Source organism: Actinoplanes sp. CA-015351 (genome assembly GCF_050955685.1).
Classification (GTDB): Bacteria; Actinomycetota; Actinomycetes; order Mycobacteriales; family Micromonosporaceae; genus Actinoplanes.
Genome location: NZ_CP192102.1, coordinates 341,119 through 367,076 on the forward strand (window position 1 = coordinate 341,119; position 25,958 = coordinate 367,076).

The 25,958-nt window shown below is 68.5% G+C and carries 23 protein-coding genes; 14 read left to right on the forward strand and 9 right to left on the reverse strand.

Annotated features, from left to right (window positions below):
• Positions 1 to 31: 31 nt before the first annotated feature.
• Positions 32 to 994, reverse strand: coding sequence for a Ku protein (locus tag ACQP2E_RS01520; RefSeq protein ID WP_433828097.1), 963 nt, complete (start codon positions 992 to 994; stop codon positions 32 to 34).
• 63 nt (positions 995 to 1,057) lie between these two features.
• On the opposite strand from ACQP2E_RS01520, the gene ligD (ACQP2E_RS01525) reads away from it, so the two are divergent.
• From ligD (ACQP2E_RS01525) to ACQP2E_RS01560, 8 genes are all read left to right on the forward strand, one after another.
• Positions 1,058 to 1,999 (forward strand): non-homologous end-joining DNA ligase, encoded by a 942-nt coding sequence (ligD, locus tag ACQP2E_RS01525; protein WP_433828098.1) that lies wholly within the window; start codon positions 1,058 to 1,060, stop codon positions 1,997 to 1,999.
• Positions 1,989 to 2,912, forward strand: a complete 924-nt coding sequence (ligD, locus tag ACQP2E_RS01530; RefSeq protein ID WP_433828099.1) for a non-homologous end-joining DNA ligase — start codon at positions 1,989 to 1,991, stop codon at positions 2,910 to 2,912. Before ligD (ACQP2E_RS01525) ends, ligD (ACQP2E_RS01530) begins: the two co-directional genes overlap by 11 nt.
• Before the next feature lie 22 nt (positions 2,913 to 2,934).
• A complete protein-coding gene (locus ACQP2E_RS01535) occupies positions 2,935 to 4,626 on the forward strand; it encodes an Ig-like domain-containing protein (protein WP_433828100.1) in 1,692 nt (563 codons plus the stop codon).
• A gap of 8 nt (positions 4,627 to 4,634) precedes the next feature.
• The gene (locus tag ACQP2E_RS01540) at positions 4,635 to 6,062 is read left to right on the forward strand and encodes an Ig-like domain-containing protein (RefSeq protein ID WP_433828101.1); all 1,428 of its coding nucleotides are present in this window, start codon (positions 4,635 to 4,637) and stop codon (positions 6,060 to 6,062) included.
• Positions 6,063 to 6,111: 49 nt separating this feature from the next.
• Entirely contained in the window at positions 6,112 to 6,759 is a 648-nt protein-coding gene (locus ACQP2E_RS01545) for a hypothetical protein (protein WP_433828102.1), read from the forward strand.
• A 431-nt stretch (positions 6,760 to 7,190) separates the two neighbouring features.
• Entirely contained in the window at positions 7,191 to 8,348 is a 1,158-nt protein-coding gene (trpB, locus tag ACQP2E_RS01550; protein ID WP_433828103.1) for a tryptophan synthase subunit beta, read from the forward strand.
• Positions 8,345 to 9,088: a tryptophan synthase subunit alpha gene (gene trpA / locus ACQP2E_RS01555; protein ID WP_433828104.1), complete on the forward strand. Its 744-nt coding sequence runs from the start codon at positions 8,345 to 8,347 to the stop codon at positions 9,086 to 9,088. The genes trpB and trpA overlap by 4 nt, the downstream gene beginning before the upstream one ends.
• Before the next feature lie 44 nt (positions 9,089 to 9,132).
• Positions 9,133 to 9,861 (forward strand): GntR family transcriptional regulator, encoded by a 729-nt coding sequence (locus ACQP2E_RS01560; protein ID WP_433828105.1) that lies wholly within the window; start codon positions 9,133 to 9,135, stop codon positions 9,859 to 9,861.
• On the opposite strand, the gene ACQP2E_RS01565 is transcribed toward ACQP2E_RS01560, so the two are convergent.
• Together ACQP2E_RS01565 and ACQP2E_RS01570 are read right to left on the reverse strand one after the other, a co-directional pair.
• Complete coding sequence (locus ACQP2E_RS01565) at positions 9,841 to 11,502, reverse strand: DNA repair helicase XPB (protein ID WP_433828106.1); 1,662 nt, start codon at positions 11,500 to 11,502, stop codon at positions 9,841 to 9,843. The two genes, ACQP2E_RS01560 and ACQP2E_RS01565, sit on opposite strands and share 21 nt — an antisense overlap.
• A 136-nt stretch (positions 11,503 to 11,638) precedes the next feature.
• The gene (locus tag ACQP2E_RS01570) at positions 11,639 to 14,032 is read right to left on the reverse strand and encodes a helicase-associated domain-containing protein (protein WP_433828107.1); all 2,394 of its coding nucleotides are present in this window, start codon (positions 14,030 to 14,032) and stop codon (positions 11,639 to 11,641) included.
• Between the two features lie 78 nt (positions 14,033 to 14,110).
• Here ACQP2E_RS01570 and ACQP2E_RS01575 point away from each other — a divergent pair, with 78 nt between their 5' ends.
• Together ACQP2E_RS01575 and ACQP2E_RS01580 are read left to right on the forward strand one after the other, a co-directional pair.
• On the forward strand, positions 14,111 to 14,320 hold the full coding sequence (locus ACQP2E_RS01575; protein WP_111652021.1) for a hypothetical protein: 210 nt from the start codon (positions 14,111 to 14,113) through the stop codon (positions 14,318 to 14,320).
• Positions 14,321 to 14,471: 151 nt separating this feature from the next.
• Positions 14,472 to 14,858, forward strand: coding sequence for a cold-shock protein (locus ACQP2E_RS01580; protein WP_111652022.1), 387 nt, complete (start codon positions 14,472 to 14,474; stop codon positions 14,856 to 14,858).
• A 10-nt stretch (positions 14,859 to 14,868) separates the two neighbouring features.
• On the opposite strand, the gene ACQP2E_RS01585 is transcribed toward ACQP2E_RS01580, so the two are convergent.
• The gene (locus ACQP2E_RS01585; RefSeq protein ID WP_433828108.1) at positions 14,869 to 15,681 is read right to left on the reverse strand and encodes a 1,4-dihydroxy-6-naphthoate synthase; all 813 of its coding nucleotides are present in this window, start codon (positions 15,679 to 15,681) and stop codon (positions 14,869 to 14,871) included.
• A gap of 170 nt (positions 15,682 to 15,851) precedes the next feature.
• Between ACQP2E_RS01585 and ACQP2E_RS01590 the strand changes: the two genes are divergently transcribed.
• The 3 genes from ACQP2E_RS01590 to ACQP2E_RS01600 are packed head-to-tail and all read left to right on the forward strand — an operon-like array spanning position 15,852 to position 20,414.
• Entirely contained in the window at positions 15,852 to 17,870 is a 2,019-nt protein-coding gene (locus ACQP2E_RS01590) for a hypothetical protein (protein ID WP_433828109.1), read from the forward strand.
• Positions 17,867 to 19,057 carry an MFS transporter gene (locus ACQP2E_RS01595; protein ID WP_433828110.1) on the forward strand — a complete coding sequence of 397 codons (1,191 nt, stop codon included), beginning with the start codon at positions 17,867 to 17,869 and terminating at the stop codon, positions 19,055 to 19,057. The genes ACQP2E_RS01590 and ACQP2E_RS01595 overlap by 4 nt, the downstream gene beginning before the upstream one ends.
• A 13-nt stretch (positions 19,058 to 19,070) precedes the next feature.
• The gene (locus ACQP2E_RS01600) at positions 19,071 to 20,414 is read left to right on the forward strand and encodes a glycoside hydrolase family 1 protein (RefSeq protein ID WP_433828111.1); all 1,344 of its coding nucleotides are present in this window, start codon (positions 19,071 to 19,073) and stop codon (positions 20,412 to 20,414) included.
• Here ACQP2E_RS01600 and ACQP2E_RS01605 read toward each other — a convergent pair.
• From ACQP2E_RS01605 to ACQP2E_RS01620, 4 genes are all read right to left on the reverse strand, one after another.
• Complete coding sequence (locus tag ACQP2E_RS01605; protein WP_433828112.1) at positions 20,399 to 20,995, reverse strand: TetR/AcrR family transcriptional regulator; 597 nt, start codon at positions 20,993 to 20,995, stop codon at positions 20,399 to 20,401. The genes ACQP2E_RS01600 and ACQP2E_RS01605 overlap by 16 nt on opposite strands.
• 9 nt (positions 20,996 to 21,004) lie before the next feature.
• Positions 21,005 to 22,198, reverse strand: coding sequence for an MFS transporter (locus ACQP2E_RS01610; RefSeq protein WP_433828113.1), 1,194 nt, complete (start codon positions 22,196 to 22,198; stop codon positions 21,005 to 21,007).
• A gap of 106 nt (positions 22,199 to 22,304) precedes the next feature.
• Positions 22,305 to 22,937 carry a futalosine hydrolase gene (locus ACQP2E_RS01615; protein ID WP_433828114.1) on the reverse strand — a complete coding sequence of 211 codons (633 nt, stop codon included), beginning with the start codon at positions 22,935 to 22,937 and terminating at the stop codon, positions 22,305 to 22,307.
• A complete protein-coding gene (locus ACQP2E_RS01620) occupies positions 22,934 to 24,664 on the reverse strand; it encodes an MFS transporter (protein WP_433828115.1) in 1,731 nt (576 codons plus the stop codon). Before ACQP2E_RS01620 ends, ACQP2E_RS01615 begins: the two co-directional genes overlap by 4 nt.
• A gap of 35 nt (positions 24,665 to 24,699) precedes the next feature.
• Between ACQP2E_RS01620 and ACQP2E_RS01625 the strand changes: the two genes are divergently transcribed.
• A complete protein-coding gene (locus tag ACQP2E_RS01625) occupies positions 24,700 to 25,569 on the forward strand; it encodes a DUF3027 domain-containing protein (RefSeq protein ID WP_433833722.1) in 870 nt (289 codons plus the stop codon).
• A 3-nt stretch (positions 25,570 to 25,572) separates the two neighbouring features.
• Here the strand turns inward: ACQP2E_RS01625 and ACQP2E_RS01630 are convergent, their stop codons facing one another.
• Positions 25,573 to 25,887: a DUF2530 domain-containing protein gene (locus ACQP2E_RS01630; RefSeq protein WP_433828116.1), complete on the reverse strand. Its 315-nt coding sequence runs from the start codon at positions 25,885 to 25,887 to the stop codon at positions 25,573 to 25,575.
• Positions 25,888 to 25,958 lie beyond the last annotated feature (71 nt).

Consider the following 25,958-nt stretch of genomic DNA (forward strand, 5'->3'; position numbering starts at 1 on the left):
AACCCATGCAAATCCCATGGGCCGAGCGTAGTCATGCGGACTTCTTGGCGGGCTTCTCGGTAGCCGTGGATTTTCTCGCAGCGGTGGTCTTCTTGGCCGGCGCGGCCTTCTTCGCCGCCGTGGTCGTCTTCTTGGCGGCCGTCTTCTTGGCCGGAGCCGCCTTCTTGGTGGGCGCGGACGAAGGCGAATCCGACGACGAAGGCGTACCAGAAGAATCGCGCGCCTTGCGCGCGCGTTCGACGGAGGCCTTGAGTGCCGCCATCAGGTCGATCGCCGCGGCCGGCGCCTCTTCGGCCTCTTCCGGCTGCACGACCTCGCGGCCTTCGACCTTGGCGTCGATGACCTCCTGGAGCGCGGCCCGGTAGTTGTCGGTGAAGTCCTCCGCGTTGAAGCTGCCCGCCATCGAGTCGATCAGCGAACTTGCCATCGCCAGCTCGGCCGGGCGGGTCTCGATGTCGTCGTCGAGGAACCCGAAGTCCGGCGTGCGCACCTCGTCGGGCCACATCATCGTGTTCAGGATCAAGACGTCGTCGCGGACCCGCAGGGTGGCGAGCTGTTCCCGCTGCCGGATCGCGATCTTGACGATGGCGACCCGGTCGGCGTCGCGCAGCGCGTCTCGAAGCAGGATGTAGGGCTTCGCGGCCTGGCCCTCGGGTTCGAGATAGTACGACTTGGCGAAGAGAATCGGGTCGATCTGCTCGGCCGGAACGAATTCCAGGACGTCAATGGCTCGCGACGTGCTGAGCGGGAGCTCGGCGAAGTCCTCGTCTGTCAAGATCACCATTTCGCCGCCGCCGATGTCGTACCCCTTGGCGATGTCGTCGTAGCTCACCACCTCGCCGTCGACCGAGCAGGTGCGCTGGTACTTGATGCGACCACCGTCGGTGCGGTGCACCTGGTGGAAACGAATGTCCTTCTCCTCGGTCGCCGAGTACAGCTTGACGGCGATCGACACCAGGCCGAACGAGACAGCGCCTTTCCAGATCGCTCGCATGTTCTCAGAATCGCATTACTGGGACGCCTGCGTAAGGTGATTGCTTCTGCTTATGGTGATCAGATGCCGGGTCCATCCCTGTCGCCGATGCTCGCGACGGCGGGCCCGCTGCCGGTGGGGCCGGAGTGGAGCTACGAGTTCAAGTGGGACGGCGTTCGCGTCCTGGCCCTGTTCGGTGGCGGCCCGCCGGACCTTTTCGCGCGCTCGGGCGCCGTGGTCACCCCGGCATACCCTGAAATAGCCGACTTGCACCTGCCGGAGGGCACCCTTCTCGACGGCGAGATGGTCGTCCTCGACGCTGCCGGCCGGCCGTCGTTCACCGCGCTCGCCGAGCGGATGCACGTCCGGGACAAGCCGAGGGCGGCTCGGCTCGCGGCGGCCCTTCCGGTCACGTACATGATCTTTGATCTGCTTTTTCTCGACGGCATGGACCAAACCGGTCTGCCCTATCTGGCTCGCCGGGAGCGGCTCGAGGAGCTCGGGCTGAACGAGGAGCGCTGGATGGTGCCGCCGTCCTTCGGCGACGGGCAGGCGACAGCCGACGCTGCTCGGGAGAACCGGCTCGAAGGCGTCATGGCGAAACGATCAGATTCGGTCTACCTGCCCGGCCGCCGATCCGCCGACTGGATCAAGGTCAAGTTCGACCAGACCGGCGACTACGTGATCGGCGGGTGGCGGCCCGGCGCCCGCAAACTCGGTGGTCTGCTGGTCGGTGTGCCCACCGCGGACGGTCTGGCGTTCCGCGGCCGGGTCGGCGGCGGCATCGGCGCGGCCGCCGAGAAAGAGCTTCTGGCCCGGCTCGAGCCGATCGCCTCCGGCGATTCGCCCTTCGCGCCGGGCGCGGTCCCGCGCGAGGATTCACGAGGAGCCAATTGGGTACGCCCAGAGCTGGTCGCCGAGATCAAGTTTGGCAACCGGACTCCCGATCGCCGGCTGAGGTTCCCCCGGTTTCTGCGGCTGCGCGACGACAAGACGCCAGCGGAGTGTGCCGACGATGAAGAGTGAACGGTTCCTGGTGACGATCGAGGGCCGCGACGTCGAGCTGTCCAACCTCGACAAGCTGATGTACCCGGCCGCCGGATTCACCAAAGGTGAAGTGATCGATTACTACACCCGGATCGCGCCGGTCATGCTGCCGCACCTGCGCGGCCGGGCGGCCACCCGGATCCGCTTCCCCAACGGCGTCGACGACATCAACTTCTTCGAGAAGAACAAACCAGGGGGTACCCCCGACTGGGTCAGGCTGGAGACGCTGCCCGTACCCGGGTCGACGAAGAGCCGCGAGACGATCGAGTTCGTTGTCGTCGACGACCTGCCCACCCTCGTCTGGCTGGCGAACCTCGCCGCTCTTGAACTGCACACCCCGCAGTGGCGGGTCGGCGCCGAACCGGATCTGCTCGTCGTCGACCTGGACCCGGGCGCGCCCGCTGGGCTGAAGGAGTGCTGTGCCGTCGCCACGCTGATGCGGGATCGGCTCGGCGAGGACGGCATCGCCGCCTATCCGAAGACCTCGGGGAAGAAGGGCATGCAGCTCTGCTGTCCGATTTCGGGGACCCAGGATGCTGAGGTCGTTTCCGCGTACGCGAAAAGGGTTGCCGAAGAGCTGGCGGCGATGGTCCCGAGCTCGATCACCGCGAAGATGGCCAAGGCCGTCAGGCCTGGCAAGATTTTCATCGACTGGAGTCAGAACGCGGCGGCGAAGACGACGGTGACGCCGTACTCGCTGCGCGCGGGCGAGAAACCGACCGCGTCGGCGCCGCTGACCTGGGACGAGGTGATCGCGATGGCGACGGGGGAGGCGGAGGCGCGGCAGTTCGGGGCGGGGGAGGTGCTGGAGCGGGTGGAAGAGCACGGTGACCTGCTGGTGAATTTGCTCCGAAATGGCAACGTCGTGCCGGAACCGGATCGACGTGATTGATCGAAATATGTAAGGTCCTTGCATGATCCGCTCTGCCGCGACCGCGGTGATCATTTCCTCTCTGATTCTCTCCGCGGCCGGCCCAGCTCTCGCTGACGAACCTGCCACCGATACGACCCCGCCGGTGATCGTCTCCACCGGGCTCATCGGGGGTCAGTACATCCGGCCGTTCCACATGATTTATCCCACCGGGACCGACGATGTCGGCGTCACCGGCACGCAGGTCTTCGTCAACGGCAAACACGCCGGCGCTTACGGGTGGGTCGAGGGGATGGGGCCGGCTGCCCAGCTCAGCATCGGCGACGTGGCGGACGGCGCCGAGGTGGAGATCGGGGTCCGCCTCCGGGACACGGCTTACAACTGGAGCGAGGTCCTCACCACCCGGGTGATCGTCGACCGGGTGATCCCCACTGCCACCATCTCGCCGGCGGACCAGCACATCCTGGTGGGGCGCTCGCTGACGTTCAGCGCGTCCGGCGTGCCGGCGGACACCGCCTCGATCGTGATGTACGACCGCGACGACCGGGAACTCGCCCGGGCCACCGCCGCGCCCTGGAAACTGCCGCTGGACACCGCCCAGCTGCCGGCGGACTTCCCCTCGGTGCGGATCACCATCACCGACCGGGCCACCAACAAGACCGATTACTACAAGTTCTTCGACATCGACACCGCAGGCCCGGAGATCTCCATCAATTCTCCCAAGGCCGGCATCATGGGTCCGGGTGTCTGGCCCGTGCTCGGTTACGCGGAGGACCGGGCGGGCGTGGCGCGGGCCGAGTGGTGGGTCGACGGCGCGCTGCGCGGGCGGAACCTGGACCAGCTCAGCTACGACTTCGGCACGCGGGAGCGGACCGCCACCGTTGAGTTGCGAGTCTGGGACACGTTCGGCAATCTGACCGTCGGGCGGTACCCGTTCAAGATCGACGCGCAAGCGCCCACGGCCGTGTCCCACTCTCCCGCCACGAACACCCGGGTCAGGGGCGCGACGCTCAAGGCCACGCTGCGTCTGGCGGACCCCTCCGGCATCGGGACGGTCATGACGGACCAGGGTTACGGCGCCAGCGCGACGTCACCCTTCACTGCCACCTTCCAGCTCGGCCAGGACGGTAAGCAGAATCTCGGCTGGATCGTCACCGACTACTGGAACAACCGGCGGACGATCTACCAGACCGTCATCGTGGACAACACCGGTCCGTCGGTGGCGTGGCTCGCGCCGGGTAACGGCGCCCTGATCCGCGGCTCCAAGATCTCGTCCAGCGTCAGGGCCAGTGACGGGGCCGGAGTCGCCTCGGCCACCCTCTCCGGCGCGAAGGCGGACACCACGTCGCCCTACGCCTCGTCGATCACGGCCGGTAAGGACGGCAAGAAGACGCTGACCTGGACGGTTCGCGACAAGCTCGGCAACGCGGCCGTGGTCCGGCGGACGGTGATCGTCGACAACACCAAGGCCTCGCTGAAGGTGACAAAGGCGCCGAAGAACAAGGCGAAGGTCACCGGCACCGTGAAGATCGCGGCCTCGGCGAGCGACAAGAACGGCGTCGTAAAGGTCCAGCTGCTGGTCAACGGCAAGGTGGTCGCCACCGACGCCAAGGCCGCCTACACCTTCTCGGTCAACACCAAGAAATACGGCAAGACAATCAAGATCCAACTGCGTGCGTACGACAAGGCGGGCAACGTGACAACGACATCAATCCGTACCTGGTACCGCAAATGAGCGCGCGCATGAGGCTCGTTCGAGCCGGCGCCGGCTCGGCGCTGTCCGCGACGCTGATCCTCTCGGCCGCGTCGCCGGCGGCTGCGGACGACATCGTCGACGAGACGCCGCCGGTGATCACCTCGACCGGTGTCACCGAAGGCCAGGTTCTCGGCAATCTGTCGCCGATCATCCCCACGTTCAGTGACGATGTCGGCGTCATCCAGGTACGGGTCCTGATCGATGGGGTGTTCCGGGGCGGACGCGCCCCCGGCGTGGCCGCCACGACCGGGGTCCCGGTCACCCTGTACGCCACGGACAACAACCGGGACGTCGATCTGACCGTCCAAGCCGTGGACGCCGCCCGCAACATCGGCGAGGCCACCACACGGGTCCACCTCGACTCGGTGGCGCCGTCGGTGACCTTCGCGCCGGCGCAGTACGCGATCCTGCACGGCAAGGCCACGATCACCGCGACGCCGGACGCCGCCGACACCACCGAGGTCGTGTTGAGCTGGGGCGGTAAGGAACTCAGCCGCGCGACAGCGGCGCCGTGGGCGCTTACCTGGGACACGGCCGTGCACACCGGCAAGACGGCACGGCTCAAGGTCACGGCGAAGGACCGGGCCGGCAACGAAGCGACCTACTACCAGCAGTACCGCATCGACAACGTTGGCCCGGTCATCAGCTTGCTCGACGTCCCGGCCCTGGTCGGGCCCGGGGCCACCAACCTTTACGCGTACGGGCGGGACCTGTCGAAGGTGGCTCGTATCGAGTGGTGGGTGGACGGAGTGCGCCGAGCGGCCGGGGAGGCCTACACCCACGACTTCGGCCGGAAGAGCCGCGTCGCGACGGTGACAGTCAAGGCCTGGGACAAGCTCGGCCACGCCTCCTCGGCGAGCCGCCAGGTGACAGTGGACGCCACCGGCCCGGCTGTCACCTGGCTCTCGCCGAAGTCCGGTGTCCTGCTGCGCGGGAAGACGGTTCAGACATCGATCCGCGCTGTCGATGCGCACACCGCTGTGGAGGCGCTGCTGGGCAACAACGCCTCCGGATACCTGACCTGCAAGCCGATCTGCAGCCACAAGGCGCTGCTCGTCGAAGGCAGGCAGAACCTGGTCTGGTACGTCTACGACAGGTTCGGCAACGCGACTGTCGTCCGCCGTCCGGTGATCGTCGACAACACCAAGGCCTCGCTGAAGGTGACCAAGGCGCCGAAGAACAAGGCGAAGGTCAAGGGGACCGTGAAGATCACCGCCTCGGCGAGCGACAAGAACGGCGTCGCACGAGTCGAGCTGCTGGTCAACGGCAAGGTGGTCGCCAAGGACGTCAAGGCGGCGTACAAGTTTTCGGTCAACACCAAGAAATACGGCAAGAAGATCAAGATCCAACTGCGTGCGTACGACAAAGCGGGCAATGTGACGACCACGTCTACCCGCACGTGGTATCGCAAATGACGTTCTGAGGTTAGGCTCCCGCGCACCTTGAGCTGCGAGGGAGCCACCTTTGAGCACGCTGCGGGCCGCGATTCTCGCGGTGTTGTGCGGTCTGTTGATGATCGGCGTGCCGGCCTGGCTGCCGTTGTCAGGGCCGCAGGCCGGGACGGCGGGTGCGGCTGCCGCTGTCGGCGCGGTTGTGCCGGCTCGGTCGGCGGTTTCTGCGCCTGGCGCTGTCCTGCACGGGGTTGCCACTATCGCGCCCGCGTCGCTCGCTGATGACACCGCCGGCGTCGTGTACATCCTGGGCGGGCGTGAACTCGGCCGGGCCGCGGGCGCGCCGTGGGCGTTGACGCTGGATACCCGGAGCGTCTTCGGCTCGGTGAGCGGCGACTTCCGGCTCAAGCTGGCCGTCATCGATCGTCTTGGCGGGGTTACCTACCGTTATCCGTCGTACCGGGTCGACAACGCCGGCCCGGTGATCGACACGACTGGGATTCCGGCGCGGGTTGCGGCCGGCCGCACCGAATTGTCCGTTCGGGTGGGTGATCTGTCGCGTACGGCCCGGATCGAGTGGTGGGTTGGCGGCGTTCCGAGTGGCACGGGGGAGCGCATCACCGCTGATCTCCACGGGAACACTCAGGTGACAGTGAAGGCCTGGGACCGTGTCGGCAACACCACCGCAGTGACCAGCCTCGTGATCACGAAACGCTCCTGATCGGGCTCTGCGGGCACGTTCGCTCACGCCAGCACCGGCCGGCGCGCCTCAGCCGCCCCGCTTGCCCCGGCGCGCGTCCGGCATCGGACAAACGCAGATTTACCCGGTTTGATGAGCAGGTCGGCCGTCTCAGTGTGTTGATTTGGGGTGCGTTACGCGCCCAATGTCGACACGCACGCCACGAAACGGCTGCCCTGTGTCGACTTCAGGTTCGGATCGCGCCCTAAATCAACACGCGGCGGGTTGTGGTGGGGCGGCTCTGCGGAGCGTGGCGATTTGCGGTTCCCCGGCGCCCTTTCGTCGCACCGCTGCCCGGAGTTTCCAAGATCGCGTTGGCGAAACCGCTGGCGTGTGGGACAGTTCTAGAACTGTAGAGTTCTAGAACTGTGGGGTGGGTTGTGTCGGAACTTGTGTTGCCTTCCGGTGGGGTGATGACGGAGCCGGGGGAGCTCGGCCGCTTCGGTGATTACGGCGGGCGTTTTGTCCCCGAATCCCTGATTCCGGCCTGTGCTGAGCTTGAGGAAGCGTTCCGGGACGCCTGGGCTGACCCGCGGTTTCGCCGTGATCTGGATCGGCTGCTGGCGGTCTACGCCGGGCGGCCTACCGCACTCACCCCGGCCTGGCGGCTGTCGGCCGAGCTCGGGATCAACGTGCTGCTCAAGCGCGAGGATCTGGCGCACACCGGCTCGCACAAAATCAACAACGTGCTCGGGCAGGCGCTGCTGGCTCAGCGGATGGGTAAGACCCGGCTGCTCGCCGAGACCGGGGCCGGGCAGCACGGTGTGGCTACCGCGACCGCCGGTGCGCTGCTCGGGCTCGGGGTCACGGTCTACATGGGAGAGAAGGACATCGAGCGGCAGGCGCTCAACGTCTATCGGATGAAGATGCTCGGCGCTGAAGTGGTGCCGGTCACCGGTGGCAGCCGCACGCTCAAGGACGCCACCAGTGAGGCTCTGCGGCAGTGGGTCACCTGTGTCGACGAGGCCCACTATTGCCTCGGGTCGGTGATGGGGCCTCACCCGTACCCATGGATGGTTCGTGAATTTCAGCGGGTCATCGGGGATGAGGCGCGGGGGCAGTGTGCGGCTGAGCTGAGCGCCGGGATCCCGGATTTTGTCGTCGCCTGTGTGGGTGGCGGATCCAATGCGGCGGGGACGTTCGCCGGGTTCGCTGACACGAACGCGCGGCTGATCGGGGTGGAGGCGGCCGGTGGGGCGGCGGTGGCCTCGGGGCAGACCGGTGTGCTGCACGGGTTCCGGTCATACCTGCTCCAGGACGAGAACGGGCAGGTCAGCGAGGCGCACTCGGTTGCGCCGGGCCTGGACTACCCGGGTGTCGGGCCGGAGCACGCGTACCTCAACGACATCGGGCGGGCCCGGTACGTCATGGTCGGCGACGACGAGGTTGTTCCGGCTGTGCACCGGCTTGCGCGTACCGAAGGGATCTTGCCGGCTCTGGAGTCGGCGCATGCGATCGCGTGGGTGATCCGCGCTGCTGAATCCGGTGAGCTGCCGCCGTTCTGCACGGTCCTCGTCACGCTCTCCGGCCGGGGTGACAAGGACGTCGCGACCCTGATGGAGGCGTCATGAGGAAGAAGATGCTGGTCCCCTATCTGACCGGTGGGATCCGGCCGGACTGGACGCGGTACCTGGAGGAGTACGAACGCAGCGGGGCGGACGCGATCGAGATCGGGTTGCCGTTCTCCGATCCGATCCTGGACGGGCCGACGATCCAGGAGGCTTCCGATCTGGCGCTGAGCCGTGGAGTGTCCCCCCGAAGCATCCTCGATGATCTCGCCGGACTGAAAATCACCATCCCTCTGATCGCGATGACCTACTACAACCTGGTCCTCCACAAAGGAGCTGACCGCTTCTGCCAGGATCTCGCCGAAGCCGGCGTCAGCGGCCTCATCGTGCCGGACCTTCCCCTCGACGAGGCCGGCGCGCTCTCCGAGGCGGCGATCAAGCACGGCGTCGACCTCACCCTGCTGGCCTCGCCGGTCACCGCACCCGACCGGCTGGCCGAGATCGCTTCCCGCAGCCGGGGCTTCGTCTACGCGATCTCGGTCATGGGTACGACAGGCGAACGCGACCAGGTAGCCGGCGACGGCATCAAGCTCGCCGTGGAGCTGCGGAAACTAACCGACCAGCCGATTCTGCTGGCGTTCGGCATCTCCCGGCCGGAGCACGCGACCGCCGCCGCCGAGGCCTGTGACGGCGTGGTGATCGGCGCCGCCCTGATGCGGAAGATCCTCGACGGCGGGGAGCCGGAGCAGATGGGTGCCGTCCTCAGCGAGTTCCGGAGAGCTCTCGATACTGTGACGGTCTGAGGGATCGTGACTGTGACGGTCTGAAGGATCGTGACAGGAGGACCATGGCGGATCGGGCGGATCGGGCGGATCGGGCGGATCGGGTGCCGGCCTATCGGCGGATCGCCGTCGACCTGGCTGAGAAGATCCGCGGCGGCGTTTACCGGCCCGGCGACGCGTTGCCGGCGCAGCGGGAGCTCAGCGCCAGTTACGGCGTGACGCTGATGACGCTGCGTCAGGCACTTCAGCAGCTCACGCTCGAAGGACTGATCGTCCAGCAGGCCGGCCGGGGCACCTATGTGACCCCGGCCCAGGCCGCTTACCGGGTGGACACGCTGCGCAGTTTCGTCGAGGACCTGCGGGAACAGGGCCACGAGGTGACGACCGTGGTCCTGAACAACGCGGACGGCGTCCTGGAACGGCTCCGAATCCTGGACGGCCGGCCGGCGATCCACCAAACGTCCAAGATCGCGGCGCCGTGGATATCAGCGGTTAAAAGCGAAGATTTTCGATATATCTCGCTTTATGAAGCCCTGGCAAAGGCCGGCGTGACCGTCGCCAGGGCTTCCGAGCGGATCGTGCCGGGCCTTCTCCCCGCCGACAGCGCCGCCCACCTGAACCGGGAAAGCGGCAGCCCGACCTTCGTCAGCGAACGTGCGACGTACGGCATCAACGACGAGATCCTCGTGGAAGACCGCGCGATCATCCTCGGTGACCTGCTGGAGATCCGTGCGGAGCGGGCCGCCACCCGCCTCTCGCTGCAGTGGGGAAGCTCAGTCGACCTGGGGCAGTGACGGGCCAAGAACGTCGTCGGCGTCGACGATCTTGTACGCGTACCCCTGCTCGGCCAGGAACCGCTGCCGGTGCGCCGCGTACTCGGTGTCGATCGTGTCCCGGGAGACGACCGTGTAGAAGTGCGCCTGCCGCCCGTCGCCCTTGGGCCGCAGCACCCGGCCGAGCCGCTGTGCCTCCTCCTGCCGGGAGCCGAACGTGCCGGAGACCTGGATCGCCACGGCCGCCTCGGGCAGGTCGATCGAGAAGTTGCCGACTTTCGACAGGACCAGCGTCCGCTGCGACCCGTCACGGAACGCGTCGAAGAGGCGTTCCCTCTCCTTGTTCGTCGTGGAGCCCTGCACGATCGGGGCATCCAGGTATTCGCCCAGCTCATGCAGCTGGTCGAGGAAACCGCCGATGACCAGGATCTGCTCGTCCGGGTGCTTTTCGATGAGGGCTTTCACCACGGGCAGTTTCGTCCGGGCCGACGCCGCGACCCGGTAACGCTCTTCGGCCTCGGTCACCGCGTACGACATGCGTTCCGCGTCGGTAAGGGTGACCCGGACCTCGACGCACTCGGCCGGTGCGATCCAGCCCTGCGACTCGATGTCCTTCCACGGCGCGTCGTAACGCTTGGGGCCGATCAGCGAGAAGACGTCGCCCTCACGGCCGTCCTCGCGGACCAGCGTGGCGGTGAGACCGAGCCGGCGGCGGGCCTGCAGGTCAGCGGTGAACCGGAAGATCGGCGCGGGCAGCAGGTGCACCTCGTCGTAGATCACCAGGCCCCAGTCGCGGGCGCCGAAGAGGTCCAGGTGGGTGAAGGCGCCGCCCCGGCGTGACGTCAGCACCTGGTACGTGGCGATGGTGACCGGGCGGATCTCCTTGCGCTCGCCGCTGTACTCGCCGATCTCGTCCTCGGTGAGCGACGTGCGGGCCACCAGCTCGCGTTTCCACTGCCGGCCGGCGACCGTGTTCGTCACCAGGATCAGCGTCGTGGCCTTGGCGGTCGCCATCGCGGCCGCGCCGACAAGCGTCTTGCCGGCGCCACAGGGCAGCACGACGACCCCGGAGCCACCGGCCCAGAAGCCGTCCACCGCTTCCTGCTGGTAGGACCGAAGCGTCCAGCCATCTTGTGCCAGGTCGATCTCGTGCGCCTCGCCGTCGACGTAACCGGCCAGGTCCTCGGCCGGCCAGCCGAGCTTGAGCAGCGCCTGCTTGAGGCGGCCGCGCTCGGACCCGTGCACCGCGATCGTCTCGTCGTCGATCCGGTTGCCGAGCATGCCGGCCAGTTTCTTCGATTTCGCCACCTCGACCAGCACGATCCGATCGAGGCCGCGCAGCACCAGGCCGTGCACCGGGTCGTTGACGAGCTGGAGCCGACCGTACCGATCCATCGTCTCGGCGATGTCGACGAGCAGCGCGTGCGGCACCGGGTATCGCGAGTATTTGATCAGGGCGTCGACCACGCTCTCAGCGTCGTGGCCGGCTGCCCGGGAGTTCCACAGCCCCAGCGGGGTCAGCCGGTAGGTGTGCACGTGCTCCGGCGAGCGTTCCAGCTCGGCGAAGGGTGCGATCGCCATCCGGCACGCTTGCGCGTCCGGATGGTCCACCTCCAGAAGCAGGGTCTTGTCCGACTGCACGATCAGTGGTCCGGAGCTCACTCGTACACCTTCCGTACTGCGGAAATGCCGACCCTCCAGTGTGCCACGGAAATTGGGTGCAACATTCCAGAGCTCCCGAGCGTGTATAGGTTGCCGGGCCGTGTGCGAATACGGGGGTGCACGGCCCGGCAAAATCTCACTCCTCGTTGACCGCCGCGGTGATCCGGTGCAGGGCGAACGTGTGCAGGCTTTCGCCTCGCTCGTCCTCGGCACGGAGGTATCCCGCGCTCATCGAGACGGGTTTGACCAGGCGGGACAGGGTGGCGCCGTGCGAGTCCACGTACCCGACCCAGACCTTGACCTTGTCCCGGACCGCCTGCTGAAGCACCGCCATGGCCTGGCTGTGCTGCTGCACCGCGGTGAGTCCCGGCACTGCCTGGCCCTGCGCGGCGCGGACGGTCATCGGCGCGCGATGCGCCGCGCGCGTTGCGATGTCGCCGCGGCGGAGTTGTTCGACAACGCCGGCCAGGCGCGGACCGGCCAGGTGCGGCGGCCCCATCGGTTCGGCGATTCTTGGAGTACGGCTCGGCGCCCTCCGAGCCTTCGGCCTGGTGAGCACCATCGTGCCCCCGGCGTCCTCGGCGACCGGCGCATAGCCGGCGTCCCGCAGCGCACCCAGCAGCCGGGCCACCGGACGCGGGCTGACCAGCACGGTCGGCGCGATCCGGCGCAGGTCGACCGGGATCAGCCGCTTGTCGCCGAGCACCTCGGTGAGCAGCGCCTCGTCGTCGCTGCGCAGGTATGACCCGGCGGATCCGCTGCGCAGGCCGCCGTGCTTACGGGCGGTGTCGTCGATCAGGTACGTCAGCGTCTGCGGCACCGGTGTGCGGGACCGGCGGCGGAACAGGGTGTGCAGGTCGTCGGCGCGGTAACCGATGTCCAGGGCACGCCGCACGCTCGCCGGCGTGACCCGGAACACGCTCGCGCCACCGGCTGACTCCGGCTCGGCGACGGCGTCCAGATCGGCGGCGAGTTCCGGTTCCGGCGGTCCGGGCACCACCACTGTCAGGTCGGCCTGGACCAGCAGATGGTCGACCGGCGCGGGCAGCATCGCGTCCAGGGCGCGCACGGCGTCAGCCGGGGCATCCGCCGGGTTCAACCCCAGCGGGTCGGTCTCGTCCGTCTCCGGATCGGCCAGGAGCAGGCGAGAGTACGACGTGACGGCGTTCAGCCCGGTCACACCGAGTAGCGCCGCCCCGAAGTACGCGTCCCGGTGCGCCACCTCCCGGCCCCGCGACCGCCGTGGCGTCTGCCAGGCGAGCAGCGCGAGCAGGTCGTCGACCGACGGCGCGGCGCCCTGCTCCAGGTCGGCCAGGGCGTCCAGCGCCTCCCGCCGGGCCTGCGGTGCGCCGGCCCGTTCGGCGTCCGGCGCGAGCGGGTTGATCGGGCGGTCCCGCTCGTCGCGGCGGCCGACCAGGCCGGGCTGCCGGGTCATCGTGAGCCAGGACCGAACCAGCGTGGCCCATCGGGTCGCCACACCTGTTGCCCGCCACAGGTCGTACGCCCCGGTCGGCAGGAACACGTCCTGAGCGGCCCCGTTGGTGCTGCGGGGGTTCACCTCGGACTCGCCGAGCAGGCCGGACGCGTACGAGATCTCGATCAGCAGGGCGGCGCCGGACTCGTCGACACCGGCGGCCTTGGCGAGCCGTTTCAGGTCGCGTACGCCCAGGCCACCGGCTCGGAGCACCGGAGCGGCTTCGGCGGCCAGCGCTTCGAGGATCGCCTCGGTGGCGCGTACCGCCTCCATCACCTGGCCGGCGCCGGCCGAGTCGGCGGCCTTGCGGTCGCGAACCGGTGCGTCCGGCAGCGGCGGGAACGGCCGCAGCGCGCCGAGCGGCCCGGTGTCGCGGCGCAGCAGCATGCCGACCTCGCGGGGCAGCTCGACCAGCTCGCCGTCCGGCCGTGGCGCGCGGCCGGCTTCCGAGACCGGGACCAGGATGTGCTGGTCGACGAGCCAGCGAACGGGTTCGGCCGTGTCCATCGCGGTCCGGGAAAGTGCCCCGATCGGGGGACCCGCTGCCAGGCGGTCGAGCACCGCACGGGCCGCCGCGGGTGCGGCCAGCACGGTACGGCGCAGTTTCGCCCGGTCGGCGCAGAGTGCACCGGCGGCCGGGTCCAGGAAGTCGGCGGGCCGGCCGAGACCGGCCGGGTACGGCGAGGTGACCTCGTCGACCGCTCCCACGACCTGCAGCGCCTCGGGCGGGCCGTGCAGCAGGAATCGGACGCGGAGGCGCTCGATCGCGGCTTTCACGTCCTCGGGATCGACCCCGCCGGTGAGCGTGAGAACCGCGTCGACCGAGGTCAGTGCGGTGTCGGTAGCACGGCTCAAGCGAGCCGCGTCCAGGATCAGCAGGGTGAACTCGTCCAGCCCGTCCAGGCAGCGGGCGACCGAGTTACGCGACTGTGCGCGTACAGCGAGGGCCGAGATGTCGGCGGGCACCGGCACGACGAGGTCGGGGCGCAGCTGGATGAGCGCGCCCAGGGCGTCGTCGGGCAGCGACCGTAGTTGATCGGCGAATGTGGTGGCCATCGTCTTCAACGCTAACGTTCATGGGACGATAGTGGTGGGTCCGGGCGTGGCCGGACCCCGATCTGAGGAGGACTCACTGTGGCGTCGAAGGCCAAGCCGGGTGCTCAGGTGCCCGTCAAGGAGCACAGCGGCCCTCGTGGTGTGGACATGAAGGGTCAAATGCACGTCTCCGAGCTGATTTCCGATCGGGCCGCGGCCCCGTCGCCGTTCGGTGACGACCAGACCTTCCCGCTGCCGGTGGAGAACCTCACATACCAGCCGCACGTGGCGAAGAACTCCGGGCACTGATCCGGCCCGCCTCCTCCTGGACACCGACACTGAACGGCCACTGACCGGAGTTGGACCCTGCTGCTGGGTGAGATTGCAGTTGGGTCCAAGCCCGCGTCTGGATAGCCTTGCCGTGAGCAGTTGTGTCCATTGAGTGAAGTTGAGGTCAGCGGTGCCCACGGGTCGAGTGAAGTGGTACGACGCGGCTAAGGGATTCGGGTTCGTCACCAGTGATGAGGGCGGTGACGTGTTCCTGCCCAAGGGTTCGCTGCCGACCGGGGTCACCGAGTTGAAAACCGGTCAGCGGATCGAGTTCGGCGTGGTCGACAGCCGCAAGGGCGCGCAGGCGCTCGGTGTGACGCTGTTGGAGGCTCCGCCGTCCGTTGCCGAGCTTCGACGGCGCCCGGCGGACGAGCTGGCCAGCATGATCGAAGACATGATCAAGGTCCTGGAGAGCTCGGTGCAGCCGTCGTTGCAGCGCGGCCGGTACCCGGACAAGAAAACCGCACTGAAGATCGCGCAGCTGGTGCACGCGGTCGCGCGAGAGTTCGAGGTTTAGAGCTTTCCTTTTAAACGAACGGCTTCACAGCGGGCGTAAGACCCGCCGCCGCCGCGCGCCCGAGCAGGGCGTCGGCGGCGGCGAGTCCGTCTTTGCCCAGGTCAAGGGTGAACTCGTTGACGTAGAGCTCGATGTGCTGCCGCACCACGTCCGGTTCCATCTCCTGCGCGTTGGCGAGGACGAATTCGTAACTGGCGGCCGGGTCGAGCCAGCCCTGGCGCAGTGACGCCCGGATCCACTCGGTGGCCTCGACCGGATCGACGGTGCCTTTCTTGGCGAGGATCGCGCCGAGCGGGATCGGCAGGCCGGTGTCGGCCTCCCACCACTCGCCGAGGTCGGCCAGGGCGATCAGGCCGAACCGCTGGTACGTGAAACGGGCCTCGTGGATGACCAGGCCGGCGTCGAACCGGCCCTCGGCCACGCCCGGCATGATCTCGTGGAAGGGCACGACCTCGATGTGAGCCGGCGGGTGCTCCGCGGACCAGAGGCGGAAGAGAAGGTACGCCGTGGTGCGGTCGCCTGGCACCGCAACGGTTTTGCCGGTGAGGTCGGCCAGGGGCTCCCGGGCCAGCACGAGTGGACCGCAGCCCCGGCCGAGCGCGCCGCCGCAGTGCAGCAGCTCGTAATCGTCGAGCAGCCAGGGCAAGGCCGCGTAACTCACCTTGACCAGGTCGAACCGGCCGTCGAGCGCAGCCGTGTTCGTAACGTCGACGTCCGCGAAGGTCAGGTTCACCGGCGGTGCGCCGGGCACCTGCCCGTGGATCAGAGCGTGGAACACAAAGGTGTCGTTCGGGCACGGCGAGACGGCCAGAGAAAGCTCCACGACCTCACGCTAGCCGCGTGTGTGGCGAAGCGCCCGTTACGGCGCCTGTCTAGCTCCCCACACCTCGGGGTGCACCGAGGAAAAGATTCGCGTTTACATCTGGATCTAAGCCGTGACAATTCTTACACTCCGCTTTGTTGGATCATTTGATCGATCAAAGGGGGTGTCCCGTGGCCCGGTTCCGCTCCATCGCTGCGGGCGTCCTGGTGCTCGGCCTGGTAGGTGGGCTGCCCGCGCCCGCCGCCATGGCTGCGACCTGGACGTCTGCGACCGATCTCGAGGGTGCGTGTGTCACCCTCCAGACCTCGAACGGTTACGTCTTCAAGGACAGCGTCGGGTACGGGTACACGAGCACCGCGTCGAAGGCGGAGAAGTTCCGCTTCGAGGCCACCCAGCTCGGCCGGTACTCGATCCGGGACTCGACGAGCGCCCCGATCTATCAGAGCGTGGTCAGCTGGATCTGGGCCGGCGCCGATTACGGCGACCGCGCCGACTGGACCGCCACCGTCTCCGAGGGCAAGTACAAGTTCACCTCGACCGCCACCGGCCAGCAGATGGGCGTCTACCTCGGCGGGCTGGGCGCGGGCAGTTCGACGTACACCCTCACCGCGGCGAGTGGTTGTGCCGCCATCCCGGACATCGCCACCGGTGTCACCGGGACGCCGGCCGCCGGGGTCGACGCCAACGGCAAGCTCGTCGGCTGGATCGACGCCCACGCGCACGTCACCGCTGCCGAGGCGTTCGGCGGATCACTGCACTGCGGTGACCCGTACGCATCAGGCGGTGTGACGGTGGCGCTGAAGGGCTGCGCGTCGCACGGGACGCTCGGCTGGGGTGCGCTGCTCGAAGCGATCATCGCGGGCACCGACCCGATCAACTCGGCCGAGGATGGCTGGCCGACGTTCGGCGACTGGCCGCAGAACGACACGATGCTGCACGAGGCGTCGTACTTCCGCAGCCTGGAACGGGCCTGGAAGTCCGGCCAGCGGGTGCTCAACGTGCTTCTCGTGGCGAACCGGGTGATCTGCGAGCTGACCCCGGAGCACACCTCCTGCGACGAGATGGACCAGATCCGCGCGCAGGCTGCATACCTGAAGAAGATGCAGGACTACGTGGATGCCCGCAGCGGCGGACCGGGCAAGGGCTGGTTCCGGCTGGCGAAAACCCCGGCCGAGGTACGCGCGATCGCCGCGACCGGCAAGCTGGCCGTCACGATCGGCGTGGAGAACTCCGAGCTGTTCGGCTGCCGGGAGATCAAGGACGTCCCGCAGTGCACCACCGCCGACATCGACGCCGGGCTCGACGAACTGGAGGCGATCGGGGTCAGCGGCATGTACCCGGTGCACAAGTTCGACAACGCTTTCGGCGGCACCCGGTTCGACGAGGGTGTCACCGGCGCCGCGATCAACGTGGGTCAGCTGCTCTCCAGCGGCCATTGGTGGACGGCGACCAGCTGCACCGGACCGTCCGACAACGAGCAGCCGATCGTCAGCGACGACTTCGCGAAGCTGCTCCAGCTCGGGGTCGGCCTGCCGGCCGGTGCGGTCCTCCCGGTCTATCCGAGCGGCAAGATCTGCAACACCCGCGGCTTGACCTCGCTGGGGGCGTACCTGATCCAGGAAATGATCGAGCGCGGCATGATCATCCACATCGACCACATGGGTGTGAAGACCGCGCAAGCGGTCCTCGACATCGCCACGCAGGCCGGATACCCGGGCGTCACCTCGGTGCACACCTGGTCGGACCCGACAATCGTGAACCGCATCCTCGGCCTCGGTGGCTTCGTCGCCAGTTACGCGTTCGCCGCCAGCGACGACGGCCAGGACACCGGGACCTTCCTCGACGAATGGCGTGCGCACCAGGCGCTCACCAACGCTTCGAAGATCACCGGGTACGGGGTCGGCACTGACGTGAACGGGCTGGGCCCGCAGGCAGCCCCCCGCCTGAACGCCGGGTCCAGCCCGCTCACCTATCCCTTCACCGCGACCAATGGCACTACGGTGACCAAGCAGGTGTACGGCACCAGGACGTTCGATCTGAACACCGACGGCGTCGCCCAGTACGGCCTGTACGCCGACTGGATCACCGACCTGATCAACCAGTCCGGCTCCGACGCCACCAAGCTGCGCAAACAGCTGCTGAGTGGCGCTGAGTCATACACCGTGATGTGGGAAAAGGCCCGGCTGTGACGCTCGTCGACATACCGGTCCGCCGCCGCTGGATGACCGCCTATGGCTTGGCCATGGTCGGGGTGGCGGCGGGCTGGTTCGGCCCGATCCAGATCCTGCTTCCGGAGCAGGCGGCCCGGCTCGCCGGTGAGGACGGCAAGGAGGCGCTGCTCGCCTTCGTGACCGCCTGGGGCGCCGCCGTGTCGATGGTGGCGAACCCGCTCTGGGGCGTTCTCTCCGACCGGATCGGGTCACGGCGTCTGCCGATCTTCCTGGCCGGCACCGTGGTCGGCATCGCCGGTCTGCTGGTGCTGGCCGGGGCGGACACCCGGTCCACCATGGTCATCGGCTGGTGCCTGGTGCAGGCCGGTCTCAACGGGCCGCTTGCCGCGCTGGCCGCGATGATCGGTGACCGGGTTCCGGAACGGCAGCGGGGCACGGTCGGCGCGATCTTCGGAGTGGCGCAGATCGTCGGGGTGGTGCTCGGCACCGCCGTGGCGGTCGCGGTCGGCCAGGGCGCACCGGGGTACATCGCGGTGGCGATCGCGGTGCCGGCCTTCGGTGCGGCGCTTCTGATCATGCACCGGGACGGTCCGGCCTCGCCGGCCGAGACCAGCAAGATCAAGTGGACAGTGATCACCAGGCCGGGCAGCCAGTTCGCCTGGGCCTGGGTCATCCGGTTCCTGCTGAACCTCAGCAACGCGCTGGTCCTGGTCTACCTCTTCTACTACCTGTCGGACTCCGTCGGTGTCGCCGACCCGGCCCTCTGGGTGCTGATCCTGACCGTGGTCAACGTGCTCTTCGCCGGCATCGTCGGCGGTTTCGGCGGCGTCCTCTCCGACAAGTGGGTACGCCGCCGTGTCTTCGTCGCCGCTGCCGCGGTGATCATCGCGGCCGGGAGCACGGTGCTGGCCCTGGTGCCCGTGACAGCCGTCGTCATCGTTGCTTCGGCGCTGGTCGGGGTGGGCTGGGGGGCGTACATCGCTGTCGACATGGCGGTGATCACCCATGTGCTGCCGGACGCGGAAACCCGCGCCACGATGCTCGGCGTCGCCAACATCGCCGGCACCCTGCCCCAGCTGATCGCGCCGGTGATCGCCGCGCCGATCGTCACCGGGCTCGGCGGTTATCCGGCCCTGTACCTGCTCACCGGCGGCGCCGCGCTGCTCGCGCTGGCGGCGCTGCCGCGGTTGAAAGCACTTCCGTAAGAAAGGGATCGTCTTGTACCCACAGTTCCCACCTGGCTTCCGGTTCGGCATGTCGACCTCGGCCTATCAGATCGAGGGCACCCAAGGCCTGCCCCCGAGCATCTGGGACACGTTCGCAGCCCGGCCCGGCACGATCCGGCACGGCGAGGACGCCCGGGTCGCGATCGACCACGTCAACCGGTACGCCGAGGACGTCGGGCACATCGCCGGCGCCGGGGCACACGACTATCGGTTCTCGTTCTCCTGGCCGCGAGTCCTCTCCGGAGGAATCGACTTCTACGACCGGCTTGTCGACTCGCTTCTCGAAGCCGGCGTGCGGCCGGTACCGACGCTGTACCACTGGGACCTGCCGCAGAGCCTGGAGGACGCCGGCGGCTGGATGAACCGGGACACCGCGCACCGGCTCGCCGATCACGCCAGCACGTTGGTCCTGCGCCTCGGCGACCGGGTCCGCGACTGGATCACGCTGAACGAGATGAACGTCCACACCCTTTATGGGTACGCCTTGACCGACCACGCGCCCGCCCGTGGCCTCGGCCTGGAAGCGCTGCCGGCGGCACATCACCAGTTGCTCGCGCACGGCCTGGCCGTGCAGGTGCTCCGTACGCACGGGGCCGCGTCGGTCGGTGTGGCGAACCAGCACTTCCCGGTTATCCCGGCCACCGACGACCCGGCGGACCTGGGCGCGGCGGGCCTGTTCGAGGACCTGACGAACTGGACGTTCTCCGATCCGATCCTGCGCGGCGAGTACCCGAACGAGATGATCGCGGCCGGGATCGGCACCGGTGGCGCGCAGCTCGACCGTGACCTGGAGCTGATCCGGGCCCGGCTCGACTTCTACGGGGTCAACTACTACGAGCCGACGATGATCGAGGCGCCGCGGGCCGGCAAGGATTACTCCGGCGTGCTGGAGGTGGACATCCCGGAGGGCCTGCCGTTCTCGCCGGTGCCGGTGAAGAGCGACGAGCGTACCGATTTCGGCTGGTCGATCGTGCCCTCGGCGCTCACCGAGATCCTGGTCAAGCTGAAGGACCGTTACCCGCACCTGCCGCCTGTGATCATCACCGAGAACGGGGCGTCCTTCCACGACGCGCCGCCCGGTGCGGACGACCGGGTGCACGACGAGCGGCGGATCTCCTACCTGGATTCACACCTGAGGGCGGTCAGCGAAGCCATCGATTCCGGGGTGGACGTGACCGGTTACTACATCTGGTCGGCGCTGGACAACTTCGAGTGGGCGGCCGGCTATGACGAACGATTCGGACTCATATATGTGGACAAGGCGACATTGAACCGGACGCGCAAGGACTCCTGGCACTGGTACAGGGACGTGATCGCGGCTCAGCGCCGCAGCTGATCCACGAACTGGGTGGCGAGGCGGGACAGGCGCTCGGCGCGGCCCTCCTCGGCCCACCCGTCGACCAGGCTGAGCAGCGTGCTGCCCTCGACCAGGATGATGAAGTCGTCGATCACGGCCTCGTCGTCCACCCCGGCGCGCAGCTCACCCAGCTCCCGCGCCTCGCGCAGACAGTTGATCAGGTGCACCCGGATCTCCTGGTGCGACCGGCGGCGGGACTCGGCGAGCCGGGGATGGGACAGCGCGGCGCCGGCGAACGCGACGTTGACGTGCGCGTCGGCGGCCCGCTCCTCGTCCAGCGGCAGCACCGCTTCCAGCGCGGCGCGCAGACCGTCGAGTCCGAAGAGGTCGCCGCCTATCCGGAAGGCGCGCTCCACGATCCGGTCGTAGACCGCTTTCTGTGCGGCGACCAGGATGTCGTCTTTGCCGCCCAGGAAGTGCGCGAGGACGCTCAGCGAGCAACCAGCCTCGTCGGCGATGGCCCTGGTCGTGGTGCCCTCGACACCGCGGACGCGAACCACTCGCCAAGCGGCGGCGAGCAACTCGGCTTTTCTGAGATCGCGGTCGACCAGCCTCGGCACGCGGCAAGCTTAGCCAGCGCTTTTGGCAACCGGCTCCGGGATCGAGAGATGACGCAGCCGGCGAGCCAGCGGCAGGGTCAGAATCACCGCGACAACCGGGATCAGGAACGCGATCTGAAGGCCGATCGGCTCGGAGAGAGCGCCGAGCAGAACTGCGCCGAGCAGCGCGCCGCCGTAGTTGAAGAGGTTCACCTTGGCGATCACCTCGTCGCTGTTCTCAGCGGCTGCCTCGCCGGCCGCGCTGAACGCCAGCGGGACCAGCACACCCACCCCGATGCCGGCGATCGCGAAGCCGGCCACCGCGGCGCCGATCGACGGCAGCGCCGCCACCAGCCCGCAGCCGGCACCACAGACGGCCAGGCCGCCCAGGGCGACAGCGAGACGGCCGGCCCGGGGCATCACGTGATCGGCGATGAGACGGCTCACCAGGACGGCTACCTGGTAGGCCGCGTAACCCAGCGGGGCCACCGCGGAAGCGGCCTTGAGGGTGTCGTGCAGGTAGACCGAGCTCCAGGTGCTGATTGCCGAGTCCACCAGGAACGCCGTGAAGATCAACATGCCGCAGACCAGCACGATCGGGCGGATCGCCCGGCCACCGTGCGCGTGCACGGCCGCCGCTCGAAGCGTCCGGCCGGGCTCGAAGGCGCGCCAGCCGATCACGCCGATCACCGCTGCGAACACGGCAGCCACACCGACCGCCAGCTCGGCGCCCGCGCCGATCCGGAGCACGCCGGACATCAGCAGCGCGGCCGCGATGGCGGCCGCCGTGTACGCCGCGAAGAGCCTGCTCATCACGCTGCGCCCGAGCCGGGCCTGCACGAGCACACCCTGCATGGACAGCGACGCGTCGACAGCGCCGAGACCGATGCCGTAGGCCAGCAGGATCACCGCGAAGACAGCGTTCGGCGTGGTGATGGTCGCGCCGGTCAGCCCCACCGCGACGACCAGCAGACCGGTGGCCAGTGCGTAACGGCTGCCCCAGCGGGTCGCGATCTTGTCGGCCAGCACCGAACCGCCGGCCGCCGCGACACAGACCAGCAGCAGGATCGCCGAGACGAACGTGTCGTCGATGCCCTGCCGGTCCTTGAACGTGGGCAGGGCGGTCACCACTGCGGCGTAACCGAGGCCCTGAGCCGCGTAACCGGCGCCGATCAACCGGGCTCTGGCCGCGGCCGTCATCTCGGTGCCGCCCACGTCTGTCATAGCGCCTCGCTGGGTTAGGAGACCGGCCGTCAATCGGTTGTCAGCGCAGCATGCCGTTCTCGATGTTCAACAGCAATAACTTCCAGGTAAAGGAATCGGACAAGATTCAGGAGATGGCCTTCAATGCCGGAGCGGCGGCTCGCAGGGCGGCGAACGCGTCGGCCAGGCGCCACGCCGCCCGGTCCCGCGGCCCCACCGGGTTGGAGATCGTCCTCAGCTCGGCGAACGGCACTCCGGCGCCGAGCGCCGCGCTCGCCACGCCGTACCCCTCCATGGCTTCCGCGACCGCCCGCGGGAAGCGAGCCGCCAGCCGGTCCGCGGTCGCTTGCGTGCCGGTGACCGTGCTCAGCGTCAGCACGTCGCCGGTCAGCGCCGCCGGAAGCGCCTCGCTCAGTGCCTTGACCAGCGCCGGGTCGCACTCCAGCACGCTGTTGCCGAAACCCAGCTCCTCCACCGGCAGGAATCCGTCGGGTGTCTCGGCGCCCAGATCGGCGGCGATGCTGCGGGTCGCGAGAACGGTCCCTCCGATGGTCGCGCGCCCGGGGAAACCGCCGGCGATGCCCGCACTGATCACCGCGCGGTAGCTGCCGGTGGCGAGCAGCCGTGCGGTACCGGCCGCGGCCGCTGCCGGACCGACGCCTACGGCGCCGACCACGATCAGATCACTGTCGAGACCTGGGCGGATCGCTTCGGCCTCGGCGGTCACCGCGGTCACCACCAAGATTTTGTACGCGTTCACGAGGCCTCATCGTTCGTCGGATCGGCGTTTCGTGCGCCGTTTCCGGAGCTGGACGGCCGGTAGACGTGGAATCCGGGCGGCGCCCCGGCGCCGGACGGCTTGGCCGGCGGAGTGCCGCTGCCATCACCACCTCGGTAGCGGACCGTGTGCCGCTCGGACTCGTCGAGATCTGGCCCGTTCGACTTCACCTGCGGTTCCGGGGAATGCACGACAGGCTTTTTCCCGCCCCGGCGCCATCTGCGCCCGGCTTCGCGCTGGGCCGGTGCCTTGGCTGCCGGTTTTTTGGCGACCGGCGCGGGCTCGGGGTCGGCCCACGGGTCGACGGCCTCCACCACGGGCTCACGGGTCGTGTCGTCATCCCGTACCGAAGGAGAAGGGTGACCCAGCAGGCGCTCGTTGTGCAGGCGGGCTGCCGCCCACGCGGCGCGCGCCGCGGCAAGCACCGCGAGCAGCGCGGCGAGCGCGATCCCCATCCGTCCGGGCAGCGGGATGATGCCGAGGCCGCCGCCGGCCACCCAGGCCAGCATCAACGCTGTCTCGGAGTGCGCGAACGCGGTGGCCCGCTGCTGTTCCGGCACGCGTTCCTGGATGCTGGCATCGACAGCGAGTTTCGCGATCCCGCTGAAGATCGCGGTGAGCAGGGCCAGCAGGGTGACCATCGCGAGGTTGTAGAAGATCGTGGTGAGCACCGCGACGCCGGCGGTCACCACCAGGCCGCTGGACTGCAGCGCGAGCGGGCGGCGGATGCGCAGACCGGTCCCGGCCGCGGTGGAGAGGAACGTGCCGATCGCGAGCGCGCCGCCGACCACCCCGACCGCGGCGCCCCGGCTCATCTCGACGCCGATGAACGAGCTGGGCAGGTCGTTCCCCATGATCGCGAAGGTGAGGAAGAGCAGCAGGAATCCGTAGAGAAGACGCAGGCTGGAACTGCCGATCAGGCTCGCCATGACCAGGCGCTCGGCGAGCGGACGGCCGGTGCCGGCGGTGCGGAAGACGGCACGCCAGGGTCGCGGCATCTCTTCCGGCGGGTCGGAGTCGGCGCGCGGCGGCAGGCGCAGCGCGATCACCACGCCGACCATGAAGATGATCGTGGCGACGCGCAGGGGCCACTGTGGCCCGAACTTGAACGCGAGCAGGCCGATCGGGGCCACCAGGATGCCGGCGAAGGTGCCGTAGACGCTGGCCCGGGCGCCCACCTGGGACAGTCCTACCCCGGCCGGGAGAAGGCGTGGCACTGCTGCTGATCGGGCCACGCCGTAGGCCCTGGAGAACGCCAGCACCGCGAATGCGGCCGGATAGAGCCCCCAGCCGAGCAGGTTGTCCGACATCACGTAGGCCAGGAACGCCCGGCCCAGCATCGTGGTGGCCAGGGCGTAACGCCGGCCGTGCCGGAAATGGTCCAGCAGCGGGCCGACCACCGGCGCGAGCAGGGCGAACGGCACCATCGTGATGAGCAGGTAGAGGCCCACCTTGCTACGGGCCTCGCCGAGCGGGACGCTGAAGATCGTCCCGGCCAGCCCGATCGCGATGAGTGCGTCACCGGCGCAGGAGATCGCGTGCAGGTCGAAGAGCCGGATCATGCCGGTTTCGTTGGCGGCGCCGCGCGCCCGGGCAGTGCCGACCCGGCGGGTGGCCCAGGCGCTGCCGCGCACCGAGCCCCGCACCACCAGACGGAGTGCCTTCACGCCGGTGCCGACGGTGCGTCCGAGTGTGGGAAGCAGCGGCATGACAACCATCCTGACTGATGTTCACCACCGGGTATATGGGGACTCATTGCGGGCCACCCGGTTCGGTAGGCAACAATGGGTCGGTGACCTCCAGGACCGCCGCCCGCAGTGCCCGACTCGACCAGGTCTGTGCCGATGCCGTCGGTGTGGCTCGTGGTGCCATCACCGATGTGGACGCGGATGACGTCGGTGATCACCTTGAGGCGATTGCCGAGGGCGATCGCGTCGTCACCCATTTCTTCGAGAGTCACCTCGATGGCTACAAGGGCTGGCGGTGGGCCGTCACGGTCACCCGAGTCCCGCGCAGCCGGCACGTGACGATCTGCGAGACCGTTCTGCTGCCCGGCCCCGACGCGCTGCTCGCGCCCGGCTGGGTGCCGTGGAACGAGCGGGTGCAGCCGGGCGACCTCGGCGTCGGCGACCTCATGCCGACCGCGCCCGACGACGACCGCCTCGCTCCGGGCTATGTGCTCAGCGACGACGCCGCCGTCGAGGAGGTCTCCTGGGAGCTCGGCCTCGGCCGGTCCCGGGTGATGTCCCGCGAGGGTCGCATCGAGACCGCTCAGCGGTGGTACGACGGCGACGCCGGACCGGAAGCGCCGATCTCCACTGCCGCGCCGCGTAACGCGCGCTGCGGCACCTGCGGTTTCTACCTGCCGCTCGCCGGTTCGATGCGCCCGATGTTCGGAGTCTGCGGCAACCTGTACGCGCCGGACGACGGCCGTGCGGTCGCTGCCGATCACGGTTGTGGCGCGCACTCCGAGGCGCTGCTCACGACGGCTGAGCAGCCGGTCGAGGAGTTGCCGACGGTGTACGACGACAGTGAGGTCGAGTCCGTGGCGGTCAGCCGTGGGCATGGTTCAGTGGAGTCGGGCGAGCCGGCCGAGGATTACGGCCACAGCTGACCGTCAGCTGTTGACGGTGAATTCCGGGTGGGTGAGCACCCGGCGGTGCTTGCGGCCTCGGTCGTGGACGACCATCGTCAGCGTGCCCGGAATGCCCCAGATGAGCCCGGCGAAAGCAATCTCGACCCAGTGATCGGGTGCCCCTGCCAGCCAGGTGACCAGTAGCGCGACGGCGAAGGCGGCCACGCCGGCCAAGGCGAACGGCAGCATCGGGGGGTCGAGGGGTTCTGGTCGAGGCTTGGTCCCGACGACGGCATCTAGGGTTTTCGTGGCTTTAGTAACGTCCGGGGCTTTCGTGGCGGGCGACAGGTCACTCACTCCGTCAGGGTACGACCATTACGGACCGCAACGGCGCAGCACGTGAGAGTTGTAACATCACTCCGCTTTTG

What these genes read in the sequence shown, in the direction of transcription:
- trpA (WP_433828104.1), top strand. Translation starts at nt 8,345, where the DNA reads ATGAGGAAGAAGATGCTGGTCCCCTATCTGACCGGTGGGATCCGGCCG.
- trpB (WP_433828103.1), top strand. Translation starts at nt 7,191, where the DNA reads ATGACGGAGCCGGGGGAGCTCGGCCGCTTCGGTGATTACGGCGGGCGT.
- ACQP2E_RS01625 (WP_433833722.1), top strand. Translation starts at nt 24,700, where the DNA reads ATGGGGACTCATTGCGGGCCACCCGGTTCGGTAGGCAACAATGGGTCG.
- ligD (WP_433828099.1), top strand. Translation starts at nt 1,989, where the DNA reads ATGAAGAGTGAACGGTTCCTGGTGACGATCGAGGGCCGCGACGTCGAG.
- ACQP2E_RS01620 (WP_433828115.1), bottom strand. Translation starts at nt 24,664, where the DNA reads ATGCCGCTGCTTCCCACACTCGGACGCACCGTCGGCACCGGCGTGAAG.
- ACQP2E_RS01540 (WP_433828101.1), top strand. Translation starts at nt 4,635, where the DNA reads ATGAGGCTCGTTCGAGCCGGCGCCGGCTCGGCGCTGTCCGCGACGCTG.
- ACQP2E_RS01560 (WP_433828105.1), top strand. Translation starts at nt 9,133, where the DNA reads ATGGCGGATCGGGCGGATCGGGCGGATCGGGCGGATCGGGTGCCGGCC.
- ACQP2E_RS01520 (WP_433828097.1), bottom strand. Translation starts at nt 994, where the DNA reads ATGCGAGCGATCTGGAAAGGCGCTGTCTCGTTCGGCCTGGTGTCGATC.
- ACQP2E_RS01535 (WP_433828100.1), top strand. Translation starts at nt 2,935, where the DNA reads ATGATCCGCTCTGCCGCGACCGCGGTGATCATTTCCTCTCTGATTCTC.
- ligD (WP_433828098.1), top strand. Translation starts at nt 1,058, where the DNA reads ATGCCGGGTCCATCCCTGTCGCCGATGCTCGCGACGGCGGGCCCGCTG.
- ACQP2E_RS01570 (WP_433828107.1), bottom strand. Translation starts at nt 14,032, where the DNA reads ATGGCCACCACATTCGCCGATCAACTACGGTCGCTGCCCGACGACGCC.
- ACQP2E_RS01610 (WP_433828113.1), bottom strand. Translation starts at nt 22,198, where the DNA reads ATGACAGACGTGGGCGGCACCGAGATGACGGCCGCGGCCAGAGCCCGG.